Annotated in this window: 14 protein-coding genes; 8 read left to right on the top strand and 6 right to left on the bottom strand. The window is 66.9% G+C overall.

Annotated features, from left to right (window positions below):
- Positions 1 to 221 precede the first annotated feature (221 nt).
- The 5 genes from ACP2AH_RS16505 (at position 222) to ACP2AH_RS16485 (ending at position 2,960) form a co-directional block, all read left to right on the top strand.
- The gene (locus tag ACP2AH_RS16505; protein ID WP_425106791.1) at positions 222 to 605 is read left to right on the top strand and encodes an AtpZ/AtpI family protein; all 384 of its coding nucleotides are present in this window, start codon (positions 222 to 224) and stop codon (positions 603 to 605) included.
- 130 nt (positions 606 to 735) lie between these two features.
- Entirely contained in the window at positions 736 to 1,485 is a 750-nt protein-coding gene (locus tag ACP2AH_RS16500) for a F0F1 ATP synthase subunit A (protein WP_425107055.1), read from the top strand.
- Positions 1,486 to 1,550: 65 nt separating this feature from the next.
- Entirely contained in the window at positions 1,551 to 1,778 is a 228-nt protein-coding gene (locus tag ACP2AH_RS16495) for a F0F1 ATP synthase subunit C (protein WP_131833791.1), read from the top strand.
- Positions 1,779 to 1,864: 86 nt separating this feature from the next.
- A complete protein-coding gene (locus tag ACP2AH_RS16490) occupies positions 1,865 to 2,467 on the top strand; it encodes a F0F1 ATP synthase subunit B (protein WP_244379279.1) in 603 nt (200 codons plus the stop codon).
- Between the two features lie 10 nt (positions 2,468 to 2,477).
- The gene (locus ACP2AH_RS16485; protein WP_425106790.1) at positions 2,478 to 2,960 is read left to right on the top strand and encodes an ATP F0F1 synthase subunit B; all 483 of its coding nucleotides are present in this window, start codon (positions 2,478 to 2,480) and stop codon (positions 2,958 to 2,960) included.
- Between the two features lie 367 nt (positions 2,961 to 3,327).
- Here the strand turns inward: ACP2AH_RS16485 and ACP2AH_RS16480 are convergent, their stop codons facing one another.
- The 3 genes from ACP2AH_RS16480 to ACP2AH_RS16470 all read right to left on the bottom strand — a co-directional run bounded on the left by ACP2AH_RS16480 (position 3,328) and on the right by ACP2AH_RS16470 (position 6,651).
- A complete protein-coding gene (locus tag ACP2AH_RS16480) occupies positions 3,328 to 3,900 on the bottom strand; it encodes a carbonic anhydrase (RefSeq protein ID WP_425106789.1) in 573 nt (190 codons plus the stop codon).
- Between the two features lie 309 nt (positions 3,901 to 4,209).
- Positions 4,210 to 5,298 carry a cell wall hydrolase gene (locus ACP2AH_RS16475; RefSeq protein WP_425106788.1) on the bottom strand — a complete coding sequence of 363 codons (1,089 nt, stop codon included), beginning with the start codon at positions 5,296 to 5,298 and terminating at the stop codon, positions 4,210 to 4,212.
- Between the two features lie 366 nt (positions 5,299 to 5,664).
- The gene (locus tag ACP2AH_RS16470) at positions 5,665 to 6,651 is read right to left on the bottom strand and encodes an L-threonylcarbamoyladenylate synthase (RefSeq protein WP_425107054.1); all 987 of its coding nucleotides are present in this window, start codon (positions 6,649 to 6,651) and stop codon (positions 5,665 to 5,667) included.
- 241 nt (positions 6,652 to 6,892) lie between these two features.
- Between ACP2AH_RS16470 and ACP2AH_RS16465 the strand changes: the two genes are divergently transcribed.
- From ACP2AH_RS16465 to ACP2AH_RS16455, 3 genes are all read left to right on the top strand, one after another.
- A complete protein-coding gene (locus ACP2AH_RS16465) occupies positions 6,893 to 7,822 on the top strand; it encodes a histone deacetylase family protein (RefSeq protein ID WP_425106787.1) in 930 nt (309 codons plus the stop codon).
- A 67-nt stretch (positions 7,823 to 7,889) separates the two neighbouring features.
- The gene (locus ACP2AH_RS16460) at positions 7,890 to 8,135 is read left to right on the top strand and encodes an exodeoxyribonuclease VII small subunit (protein ID WP_244379273.1); all 246 of its coding nucleotides are present in this window, start codon (positions 7,890 to 7,892) and stop codon (positions 8,133 to 8,135) included.
- Between the two features lie 28 nt (positions 8,136 to 8,163).
- Positions 8,164 to 8,625 (top strand): DUF1284 domain-containing protein, encoded by a 462-nt coding sequence (locus tag ACP2AH_RS16455; protein ID WP_425106786.1) that lies wholly within the window; start codon positions 8,164 to 8,166, stop codon positions 8,623 to 8,625.
- Here the strand turns inward: ACP2AH_RS16455 and ACP2AH_RS16450 are convergent.
- The 3 genes from ACP2AH_RS16450 to ACP2AH_RS16440 are packed head-to-tail and all read right to left on the bottom strand — an operon-like array spanning position 8,591 to position 10,790.
- Positions 8,591 to 8,842: a DUF1272 domain-containing protein gene (locus ACP2AH_RS16450; RefSeq protein WP_425106785.1), complete on the bottom strand. Its 252-nt coding sequence runs from the start codon at positions 8,840 to 8,842 to the stop codon at positions 8,591 to 8,593. The genes ACP2AH_RS16455 and ACP2AH_RS16450 overlap by 35 nt on opposite strands.
- Positions 8,843 to 8,858: 16 nt before the next feature.
- Positions 8,859 to 9,446 (bottom strand): protein-S-isoprenylcysteine O-methyltransferase, encoded by a 588-nt coding sequence (locus ACP2AH_RS16445; protein ID WP_425106784.1) that lies wholly within the window; start codon positions 9,444 to 9,446, stop codon positions 8,859 to 8,861.
- Between the two features lie 15 nt (positions 9,447 to 9,461).
- Complete coding sequence (locus ACP2AH_RS16440; protein WP_425106783.1) at positions 9,462 to 10,790, bottom strand: hypothetical protein; 1,329 nt, start codon at positions 10,788 to 10,790, stop codon at positions 9,462 to 9,464.
- Positions 10,791 to 10,848 lie beyond the last annotated feature (58 nt).

Here is a 10,848-nt window from a genome sequence, read left to right as displayed (position 1 = left end):
GGATGCACAGCTGGCATGCCAAAAACATGGCTGCCCCCTTCCCTTGGTGCGGGAAGCGATCGAAACGCCTGCGACAGAGCGTCCACAATTTGCTTTTGTCATTGTTTTGCAATGACTTAAAAGATGCGATCACATCCTTGACACCCCTAGGGGCGAACACTATGGTGCGCCCGTCTTCGGGGTCGGGAAATCCTTCTCCGGTCAGGCTTGAGTGCGGATCAATGGACGACCGAGACAAGACGGACGGCCATAACCCCTCAAGGCGGCCGGATGTTTCCGACGCCGAGCTATCCGGCCGGTTGCGCGGGCTGGGCAGTGCGCTGGACAAGGTGCAGGCCGAGCGGCAAGCCGAAGAGAAGGCTTCTGCCGGCGCTGACAGGACATCCTCTTCGGCCGGCATGGCGCTGGCGTTTCGGCTCGGTGCCGAATTCGTCGCGGGTGTGCTGGTCGGTGCCGGTCTGGGTTGGGCGATTGATCGTTTTCTCGGCGTCGCGCCGTGGGGAATGATCGTGTTCATTCTGCTCGGTTTCGGCGCGGGCATTGTGAACATGATGCGCGCGGCCGGAGAGTTCGGTCGTAAGGGTCCGCCGCAAGGTGGCGACTGAGAGATTTCGGTGCCGGCCTGTGCTGGGTGCCAAAGAACAAGACGGTGCCGCCTCGGCGGTGCTTGAGATGGGGGCGGGCGCCGATGGCGCCGCGTGTTGAGGGCAGCGACGGGCGATGGCCAGCGGCAACGTGATCGATCCGATCCATCAGTTCCAGATCCACAAGATCGTGGAATTGGGGCAGCCTGGCGGCGTCGAGCTCGCCTTTACCAATTCCGCCGCCTTCATGTTCGGCATCGTGGCGCTGGTATTCTTCTTCCTCACCTTCGCCACCCGCGGCCGCACACTGGTTCCCGGCCGGCTGCAGTCGATGGCGGAACTCTCCTACGAGTTCGTCGCCTCCACCGTGCGCGGCTCGGCCGGCAATGAGGGGATGAAGTTCTTCCCCCTTGTCTTCTCGCTCTTCATCTTCGTGCTGACCGCCAACATGGTCGGTATGATCCCCTATTCCTTCACCGTCACCAGCCATCTGATCGTCACCGCCGCGCTGGCGCTGCTCGTCATCCTGACGGTCATCATCTACGGCTTCGTGCGCCACGGCACCCATTTCCTCCACCTCTTCGTGCCGTCGGGCGTGCCGGCTTTCCTGCTGCCCTTCATGGTCGTGATCGAGGTCATTTCCTTCCTCTCCCGGCCTATCAGCCTTTCGCTGCGTCTCTTCGCCAACATGCTCGCCGGCCACATCGCGATGAAGGTGTTCGCCGGCTTCATCGTGATGATGACGGCCTCCGGCGTGGTCGGTTGGTTTGGCGCCGTGCTGCCGCTGTTCATGGTGGTGGCGCTGACGGCCCTCGAATTCCTGGTCGCCGCCCTGCAGGCCTATGTGTTCGCGGTGCTGACCTGCATCTATCTCAACGACGCGCTGCACCCCGGTCACTGAGCCGCGCGTCGCGGGACACCCATCCAGCCTTTCAACCAATCTGACTATTCCAACAGGAGAAGATCATGGAAGCGGAAGCCGCCAAGTTCCTCGGCGCCGGTCTCGCCACGCTCGGCATGGGTCTCGCCGCCATCGGCGTCGGCACCATTTTCGGCAATTTCCTCTCGGGCGCCCTGCGCAACCCGTCGGCGGCTGACGGCCAGTTCGCCCGCGCCTTCATCGGCGCGGCGCTCGCCGAAGGTCTGGGCATCTTCTCGCTCGTCGTCGCCCTCGTCCTCCTCTTCGTGGTCTGATGCCTCTCCCCCGCCTGCGCGGGCCCCGCGGGCTCCGCGCAGGCGGGACGAGACGTCATCAGCCCTGATCGAGGAAGTCTGAACCCATGTCCGAGCCCAACGGTCCGGCCGCTATCATTGTCGCCCAGGCGTCGCCCGGCACCCTGCCGGCCGCGAGTGGTGTGGAGATTGCCGTGCCCGCAGCAGAAGCACACGGTAGCAACTTCCCTCCCTTCGACGTTCATACCTTTCCTTCGCAGCTCCTCTGGCTGGTGATCGCGTTCGCCGCGCTCTACCTGCTGATGAGCCGCATCGCCCTGCCGCGCATCGCCACGATCCTCGAAGAGCGGCATGACCGCATCGCCGACGATATCGAGGAAGCGGGCAAGCTGAAGGCGGAAAGCGAAGCGGCGGCCGAAGCCTATGAGAAGGCGCTGGCCAGCGCCCGCAACAAGGCCCACGGCATTGCCACGGAGACCCGCGACACGCTGGCGGCGGATGCCGAAGCGCGCCGCAAGGCGCTGGAAGCCGAGCTGAACGTTAAGCTCGCTGCTGCCGAAGTGCAGATCGCCGCCACCAAGACCTCGGCCATGGCCAATGTCCGCGGCATCGCGGTCGACGCGGCCGGCGCCATCGTCAACACGCTGATCGGCACCACGCCCGCGCCGAGCGCGGTCGAGGAGGCGGTCGACACCGCCATAAAGGGCTGAGGAGCGCACCATGGGTAGCGATACTTTCTGGGTCGCCGTCGCCTTCGTCATCTTCTTCCTCCTGGTCGCCCGGGCAGGGGCCTTCTCCGGCATTGCCGCCAAGCTCGATTCTCGCGGCGATCGCATCCGCCATGAGCTCGAAGAGGCGCGCCGGCTGAAGGAAGAGGCGCAGAAGCTCGTCGCCGAGTATAAGCGCCGCCAGCGCGAGGCCGAGGAAGAGGCCGAGGCGATCGTCACCACGGCCAAGGCCGAGGCCGAGCGTCTCGCTTCGGAGGCCAAGCAGAAGCTTGAGGATCTGATCCTGCGCCGCACTAAGATGGCCGAGCAGAAGATCGCTCAGGCCGAGGCGCAGGCCCTTGCCGAAGTGAAGGCGGCTGCCGCCGATGCGGCTGTGAAGGCTTCTGAGATCCTTCTGGCCGCGCAGCTCACCGGCAACGCCGCCGACCGTGTTCTCGATGCGGCGGTGGCCGAGGTAAAGTCGAAGCTCAACTGAGCCTTCGAGACTGTTGAATAGTGAAAGCCCGGCTTCGCGCCGGGCTTTTTCTTGTCGCAAGAGTGGTGCTATATTGCCACTAAGAATGGGTGCTGGATTAAGGGATGGCCGATTTTTGGGTCTATGAAAACCGGACACACAGTTACGTCCGTGTCCATCGCCGGAACTGCTGTATGTGCAATAATGGGCGCGGCCTAAAGGCTAGCGCGCCGGATCCCAATGCACGCTGGCACGCCGTCGAGACCCGCGAAGAGGCGGCGCTGCTGGCGCGGCGTCTCGGTCAGGCTGTTATCGCGCAATGCGCCACCTGCGGTGAATGATCGGCGTGGCGGGCGGCGCTGCCGCTGGGACGGCGCCGCCTCGCATGTCAGCTGCCCATAAAGGTGACGTCGCCCGTAGCCAGATCGTAAACGCCACCCGCTATTCGCACCTTGCCTTCCGACACGGCGCTGGAAACCAACGAGCGCTCCTTCGCCAGCCGCTCCATTGAATAGACGACGTTCTGCCGTATGGCGGCGGCCACGGGGTCGGCAGGAGCCGCGGCAAGGGCGGTGCGGACCGGCACGCTCAGATGCTCGATCAGCGTCGGCAGATGACCGGGAAGGGTCTCGTGCTTCTGCTCGACGGCAACTGCCGCGGTGAGGGCTCCGCAGCTCGAGTGGCCGAGCACGACGATGACCGGCACGCCGAGATGCTCGACCGCGTACTCCATGCTGGCGAGGCCCTCCTCATCGACGAAATTGCCGGCGACGCGGATGATGAACAGGCGACCCGGTGCCTGGTCGAACACATATTCCGGGGCGACGCGCGAATCGGCACAGGCGAGCACGATAGCGACCGGGTGCTGGCCCTTGGCCAGTGCCGCGCGGTTGGCGAGAAAATCCGTGCAGGTCTGCACGCCGCGCACATGGCGGGCATTGCCGGCCGCCAGATCTTTCATCACCTGATCGGGCGATGGTGCAGGCGAGGTGTTGGTCGTGGCGGCGGCTTGGCCGGCCCAAGACAAGGCACTGGCGGAGAGAGCGACGGAGGTCGCGCCACGCAGGAGTGTCCGGCGCGAGAGGGTGGTTCGGGTCAGGCATTCTTGGCACATGGCATGGCGTCCTTGACGCCGGCCCTGCTGGAGGCGGCGCGACTGAGGGTTGGCGCGAACGGCGGTGCCGATCCCAACTCGTCAGGTCGCGCCGCCGTAGCGGCCAAGATGCGCGGCGAGGCTTCCCCCAGGCTGACTTCCGCGCAGAGTGGCGACTCAGCTGGTCCACCGCCGGGGGCGGTAGAAGGTGTGCTCGCCAATGCGATCAAGCTTGCGCATTTCGCGGATCCAGTTCGGCCGCACCGAGCGCGCATGGTAATGCGTGGCGCGGCCCACCTTTTCATCCCACACCCGTCCGTCCAGCATGTCGCTGGCGATTTCTTTCGCCTGGTCCCAAAGCGCCGGCTCCGTGACCACGTCTCGAACATTATCGCAGGCGAAGGTGAACTGGCAGGCGAAGCGACGATGGGCGTTCTGGTAGACGGCCCGGCAGATGTCGGCGGGATAATAGCCGGAAAAGACGCGGTTCATCACCACCTGCGCCACCGCCACCTGACCGCGATAGGGCTCGCCCCGACTCTCAAAATAGACCGCTTCGGCCAGACATTTCTCCGCCCGCACGCGGCGTTTGCCAGCGAGGCCGAGCCGTTCGGCCGGAGTCGGTCCGAGCATGCTGCGCGAAAGGTTGTCCTCCGCCTTCTGCGCCTCGGTTGTGCCGGCATCCCCGCCGGGCAGTGCGGTCATGTGCAGGAAAGGCTGCGGCGGCAGGGCATTCTCCATGAGGCCGAAGATGAAGGCCCTTTGGCGATAGAGCGGCAGCGCCGGATCGGTCTCATCGGCCGAAGATGAAGCGGGCGCAGGACCGTCGAGCGCAGCGGCGACCGCACCGTCAGAGGGCAGCGACACTGTTGCGTCGTCCGCGGCGCTGAGGACCGCGGCGTCCTGTTCCAGCTGGGCGGGATCGCCCGTGGGGTCGCCGGCCGGTACGGCGTAGAATTCCTCGTCATCGGCTGCCGCCAGCGTGCCAGCGTCTTCCGCGTCGAGCGGATCGGTGCCGGTGCCGGCAAATCCGGCTGGCTCCGTACCGATGCTGGTACCGGTGGCGGTGAAGCCGGCGCCCTCGGAGGGTGTCGCGGTGCCCGCTCCGGCGAGACTCGCCGGCGTCGCCACGCCGGAGACTGCGAGCGGATCAACATCGAGCGGCGCCATCGGCGTGAGCGCCAGTCGGTCGGTCTTACCGGCGCGATTAATGTCGATGGCCAGGGACGCCAGCGGCGGTGAGGCGATTTCGGTGGGGGCCAGCAAGGCAGCGCGGCTGGGCCAGGCAAAGGTCGAGGCCTTCAGCAGCCGGACGGGCTCGCCGAGGACCGAAATACGGGCGCGTTCGGCAACGCCGGGCTGATGAGTTAGTCGGCTTAATATGTCTTGGTGGCCAATGCCCGTCGCGCCCCCGACGAAGAGAGCCAGCGCCCATGCACCGGTAACTCCCATCCTGTGAACGCGCGCTGAAAATCGCATGTCCGCCCGCCGCCTTAACGCCACTCGACCCGTCGGAAGCCTCCGCGTGCCCGCTTTGCCACAGGCAAGGGCGGGTGCGTCCGGCCACTTAGTTGTCGCGCATTAACCTTGCCCGACCGTTAATGGCGCTTGGCAAACGCAGGCGTGTGGCAGTCAGCGGTGGCGTGGTGCGGCCGCGCGGCGCAGGCGGTCGGTGATCGCTTCGCCGAGTCCGTGGCGAGGCAGAGGCACCACGGCGATGCCGCGCGCGCCCACACGGTCGAGATCGCGCATGAAGGCGAAGAGATTGGCCGCCGCCTCCACGAGGTCTCCGGCCGGGCTGAGATCGCGCACCAAGGCCGCTCTCTCGCTACCCGAGGGGCGCGCGCCGGCGAAAGTGAGCAGGTTTTCGCCCGGCAGCACCTCCTGCGCGCCCAGCCGCACCGGTACGGAAGGGGCGTAATGCGAGGCCAGCATGCCGGGGGCAAGCGGAGCATCGTCATTGGCCGCAGCCTCGGCGGCACGCTCGGTGAGGGGGCCGGCAAGCACCGCTTCAATCGCCTCGCGCGGCAGGCCGCCGGGCCGCAGCATCACGGGTCTCTCCCCGGTGCAGTCGAGAATGGTGGATTCCACCCCGACGGCGCAGCCGCTGGCGTCGAGGATCAGATCGATGCGTCCGTTGAGATCGGCATAAACATGCGCGGCCGTGGTGGGGGACACATGGCCGGAGCGGTTGGCGCTGGGGGCGGCGATGGGGCGACCGGCGGCCGCCAGCACCGCCTGCGCGACCGGGTGCGCAGGCACGCGCAAGGCGACGCTGGCGAGGCCGGCGCGGGCGAGAGCGCAGGTGGCCTCCTCCAGCGCCGGGACGACCAGCGTCAGCGGGCCCGGCCAGAAATGGAGGGCGAGCGTCTCCGCTGCGGAGGTAAGGAGCCCGACATGACGTGCCGCCGCAAGGTCTGGCACATGGGCGATCAGCGGGTTGAAGCTCGGTCGCCCTTTGGCGGCATAGAGGTTGGCGACAGCGTGGGGATCCGTCGCGTCGCAGGCAAGGCCGTACACGGTCTCCGTCGGCAGTGCCACCAGCCCGCCGTTGCGAAGCAGGCGCGCGGCTTCGGCGATGCCGGCGGCGTCCGCCGGCATGACCCGCGTCGCCCGCATCGGTGCATCCACCACGTCGCTGGTTTTCTCGGCCACCGCTTGCATCTCCCGCTCAGGCGCGCTCCGATAGGACGTCCCGCCGGGTCGGTCAACGGCGGGGCCGGTTCGCTCCCGCGCGCCGGGCCATTGGGGAATCGGCCGCCGCGAGGCTGGCCCCACACGGCGCCGTGGCATATCGTCCACCAGCCGCCGGGCCTGAACAATGAACGGCCGGAACGACCTAGGACGCCAAAGGAACGCCATGACCACGCTGCTGATCGCCCACGACGCCTGCCTCGACCATCTCACGCCCTCCGGTCATCCCGAGCGGCCGGATCGGGTGCGCGTGCTGAATCGGGTGTTCGAGGGCGAGCAGTTCGCCACACTGGCGCGCGAACAGGCGCCGGTGGCGGCGCGCGAGGACATTGTGCGCGTGCATCCCGAAGATTATGTCGCGGCGCTGGAAGAGGCGATGCCGGATGAGGGCATGGTGCGGATCGACGGCGACACGGTGATGTCGCCCGGCACCGGCGAGGCGATCTGGCGCGGTGTTGGCGGTGCCGTGCTCGGCGTCGACGAGGTTCTGTCCGGAAAGGTGAGTAATGCCTTCGTCTCGATGCGGCCGCCCGGCCACCACGCCGAGACGCGGACCCCAATGGGCTTCTGCCTGTTCAACAATGTCGCCATCGCTGCTCGCCACGCCCAGAAAGTGCACGGCATCGGCCGCGTCGCCATCGTCGATTTCGACGTGCATCACGGCAATGGCACGCAGGAGATCTTCTTCTCTGATCCGAGTGTGATGTACGCCTCGACCCACCAGATGCCGCTATTCCCCGGCACCGGCGCGGTCGGAGAGCGCGGCACCACCGACAACATCGTCAACGCCCCGCTGCGCTCCGGCGACGATGGCGTGCATTTCCGCGAAGCCTTCGAAACCCGCATCCTGCCGCGCCTGCAGGCCTTCGGCCCGGAACTGCTCATCATCTCCGCCGGCTTCGACGCGCATACGCGCGATCCGCTGGGCAACATCAACCTGCTGGAAGACGATTATACCTGGGTGACGAAGAAGCTAATGGACATTGCCGACAAGCATTGCGGCGGCAAGATCGTCTCGGTGCTGGAGGGCGGCTACGACCTCGAAGGGCTGGCGCGCTCCGCCTCCGCCCATGTCATGGCATTGATGCGCGGCTGACCGCGAGGGGGTGAGTGCGGCGCGCTCGCCCTGTATAAGGAACGCGACTCATCTCAAGGAGAACGCGATGACCGACGCGGCGGACGTGAACGCGCTGAGCTTTGAAAAGGCGCTCGCCGAGCTGGAGACCATCGTCGCCAAGCTCGAGGGCGGCAATGTCCCGCTGGAGGAGTCGATCGCGCTCTATGCCCGCGGCGAGGCGCTCAAGGCCCGCTGCGATGCGCTGCTCAAGGACGCCGAGGCGAGGGTCGAGAAGATCACCCTCGGCGCCGATGGCCGCCCGTCCGGCACCCAGCCGCTGGACGGGGAGTAAGTCGAACTCTCGGCTCGAGGCACCGGCCGTGGCTGTGCGCCTGCGCGCCCATCATCTGCTCTGTATGCTGACCTTTGTCGGCAGAGGATATACGCCCGCCTTCAGCGCCAATTACGTGCGTATCATTGCCCGACTGAATGCGGGAGAGCCGGCCGAGCTGGTGGAGGGGCCGGATGACATCTGCGCACCGATGCTCAAGGAGCAGGGCTTCCATTGCCGTACTGAGAGCGTGGTGCAGCGTGATGCGAAGGCCATTGCCGAACTCGCGCAACGGCTGGGCCTGGTGCTGGAACGGGGCCGACGGATCGTCCTGACCGCCGAGACGCTGGCGCAGATGCGCGCGGCCTATGCCGAAGGCGCGGTGCGAGCCGCCTGCACCGGCTGCGAGTGGGCGCCGTTCTGCACAGACATCGCCGGGCAGGAGTTTGCGGGAACGCGGCTTTCTGGCGTGCGGATCAGCCCGCCTGCCGGCTCTGGCAGTCCGGATTGAACACCCGCACGGGTGAGGCCGGGTGGCGGGCCAGCGCCGCCGGCGGGCGCACCGGCCGGCGCACCAGCTCGCCCGCACAGTTCGGGCAAATGCCGCCCAGCACCGCACCGGCGCAGGTGGCGCAGAAGGTGCACTCGAAGGTGCAGATCATCGCCTCACGCGACTCCGGCGGAAGATCCCGGTCACAGCATTCGCAGCCTGGCCGAAGCTCCAGCATGAGCAGGTCCCTTTCTTCAGTAGACGCCTGGGATCAGCCGTGCCGTGCGGGCGCTGTAGGCGCGGTATTCATCGCCGAACGTATCCAGCATCATCTTTTCTTCGCGGCCGATGCGGAAGGCGTAGAGGATGCCGAAGCCGATGAACCCCGCCGGGCCGGCGACCCAGTTCGGGATCAGGATCAACTGCGCCAGCGCCCACAGGAAGAAGGCGGAATACATGGGATGGCGCACATGCCGGTAGACGCCGCCGGTGACCAGCTTGTGCGCGTCCTTGATCTCGAGCGTCACCGACCAGTTCTTGCCGAGGTCGCGATGGGTGCGGCGGAACAGCCACAAGGCCAGCACGAAGGTCAACGTGCCGAGCGCGAACTGGAGGGCCGAATAGGGATAGTTGGCGAAATCGAACACCCGCGAGGTCGCCCACAGCAGTGGCACGATGCCGAGGCCAGCGGTGGAGCAGGAGAGCAGAATGAGCTCGCGCAGCCGGTCACGGGCGTCGACGACGCGCTCGCGCTTCACCTTGCGTTCGAAGGGCAGGCGGATGACGTACCAGCCGATACAGCCGGCGGCCCACACGATCTTGGCGGCGAGGAGAAGGTTCATGAAGCGTCCGTTGGTTCAGGCGATCAGGGAGCCATCCGCCGCGAAGCGACCGACCGGGCCTTCCGGGCGTGAGGACAGGTCGGCGAAGGCAAGCGGGCCGAGGGCGAACATAAAATAGTCGTAGGGCGCCTTCTGCTCGTTCGCCAGCAGGAACTGGTAATGCAGCCGCATGGCGTGCCAGCGTAGCCGCCTCAGCTTGGCGTGGGTGAGCATTTCCTTGATGTTGGCGTTGCGCAGCAGGGGCTGGCTGGCTTCCGGCTGGTCGAAGCTGGTGCGGCGCAGCGTCACCGGATGGAATTTGTAGAAATTGATCGCGTCATGCCGCGCCTGATATTCGACCCAGGTGAGGCCCGGGGTCTGCGCCACACGGGCGGCCTGCCGGCGCACCTTGCCGCCCTTGGCGTGCAGGGCGAGTTTCGGAATCGTGGCGCCGCAGGTGAGCAGGTTCACCCGCGTCCGCCCCTCCGCCAGCCCGGGATGGCGGTCGAGCGCACGGTCGATTACGCCGAGCATGAGCGTCGCCCCGAGGCTGTGGCCGACGAGGATGACCTCGTCCTGATCGCCGGCGCGTACCGCCTCCACCAGCACCTCCGCGAAGCGGTCAAGCCGTGCATCGACCGCAGGCGTGGCATCGTGAAGGTAGTCGCGGGCAAGGTCCCAGTCGTCGAGCGCCTGATGCAAGCGCCAGTCGCGGCCCGGCCGGCGGAAGAGGCCGAAGAAGGTGGCGATGCCGGCGGCGAGCGCAGCGCCCCAGGCGAGCGGGGTCGGCAGGACGAGGCCGGCCCCCCACAGCACGAGCCCGCCGGCTGCGAGCCCCGCGGTGAGAAACAGCGCGGCGATGAGATAGGGAAAGAAGAAGAAAGCGCCGTAGCGGGGGCTGGCGCGGAAATAGCCGCGCGCCGCGCCTCCGCGCAGAAAATCCCAGAGCCCGCCGAAGCCACGCCACAGCCGCACCGGGTCGGACCGGGCATCGAGCGTCTGGATGATGTCCTCCCAGCGCAGGATCCGGTAGTCGGTTCGGGTCGACCAGTTAGGACCGCTGGCGTCGATTTCCCAGCGGGCATAGGACTGGGCGCCATCATCGAGACGGGGCGATACCTTCACCTTGACCGACCACAGTGCGCCGAAGCGCTCGGCCTGATTGGCGAAGCGGCCGTGGTGATAGTCCATTTCGGTCGGGTCATGGCCGGGGAAGAATAGCATCAGCCGGCGGAAGGTCCGGCCGGCCTGTGGGGCGGCGCCGGGCGCTACGACAACCTGATTGACGGGAGCATCGGGCCCGGCGCCCGCTGTGGCCGCCTTCGGTCCGTCATTCCTGTCCGTCGCGGTGACTCGTGCTTCCATGCCGCTTTTCTAGAGTAAGCCGGGGCGTGAGGCCAATGTCGTCTGGGCGTGTCCGCCC

This window comes from Ancylobacter sp. (assembly GCF_965249975.1).
Classification (GTDB): Bacteria; Pseudomonadota; Alphaproteobacteria; order Rhizobiales; family Xanthobacteraceae; genus Ancylobacter.
This window is presented reverse-complemented; position numbering and strand designations above follow the sequence as displayed.

Bases quoted from the DNA above. Each gene is read 5' to 3' on its own strand.
- ACP2AH_RS16490 (WP_244379279.1), top strand. From the start codon at position 1,865: ATGTCCGAGCCCAACGGTCCGGCCGCTATCATTGTCGCCCAGGCGTCG.
- ACP2AH_RS16465 (WP_425106787.1), top strand. From the start codon at position 6,893: ATGACCACGCTGCTGATCGCCCACGACGCCTGCCTCGACCATCTCACG.
- ACP2AH_RS16440 (WP_425106783.1), bottom strand. From the start codon at position 10,790: ATGGAAGCACGAGTCACCGCGACGGACAGGAATGACGGACCGAAGGCG.
- ACP2AH_RS16485 (WP_425106790.1), top strand. From the start codon at position 2,478: ATGGGTAGCGATACTTTCTGGGTCGCCGTCGCCTTCGTCATCTTCTTC.
- ACP2AH_RS16505 (WP_425106791.1), top strand. From the start codon at position 222: ATGGACGACCGAGACAAGACGGACGGCCATAACCCCTCAAGGCGGCCG.
- ACP2AH_RS16445 (WP_425106784.1), bottom strand. From the start codon at position 9,446: ATGAACCTTCTCCTCGCCGCCAAGATCGTGTGGGCCGCCGGCTGTATC.
- ACP2AH_RS16480 (WP_425106789.1), bottom strand. From the start codon at position 3,900: ATGAAAGATCTGGCGGCCGGCAATGCCCGCCATGTGCGCGGCGTGCAG.
- ACP2AH_RS16450 (WP_425106785.1), bottom strand. From the start codon at position 8,842: ATGCTGGAGCTTCGGCCAGGCTGCGAATGCTGTGACCGGGATCTTCCG.
- ACP2AH_RS16470 (WP_425107054.1), bottom strand. From the start codon at position 6,651: ATGCGGGCGACGCGGGTCATGCCGGCGGACGCCGCCGGCATCGCCGAA.
- ACP2AH_RS16495 (WP_131833791.1), top strand. From the start codon at position 1,551: ATGGAAGCGGAAGCCGCCAAGTTCCTCGGCGCCGGTCTCGCCACGCTC.
- ACP2AH_RS16460 (WP_244379273.1), top strand. From the start codon at position 7,890: ATGACCGACGCGGCGGACGTGAACGCGCTGAGCTTTGAAAAGGCGCTC.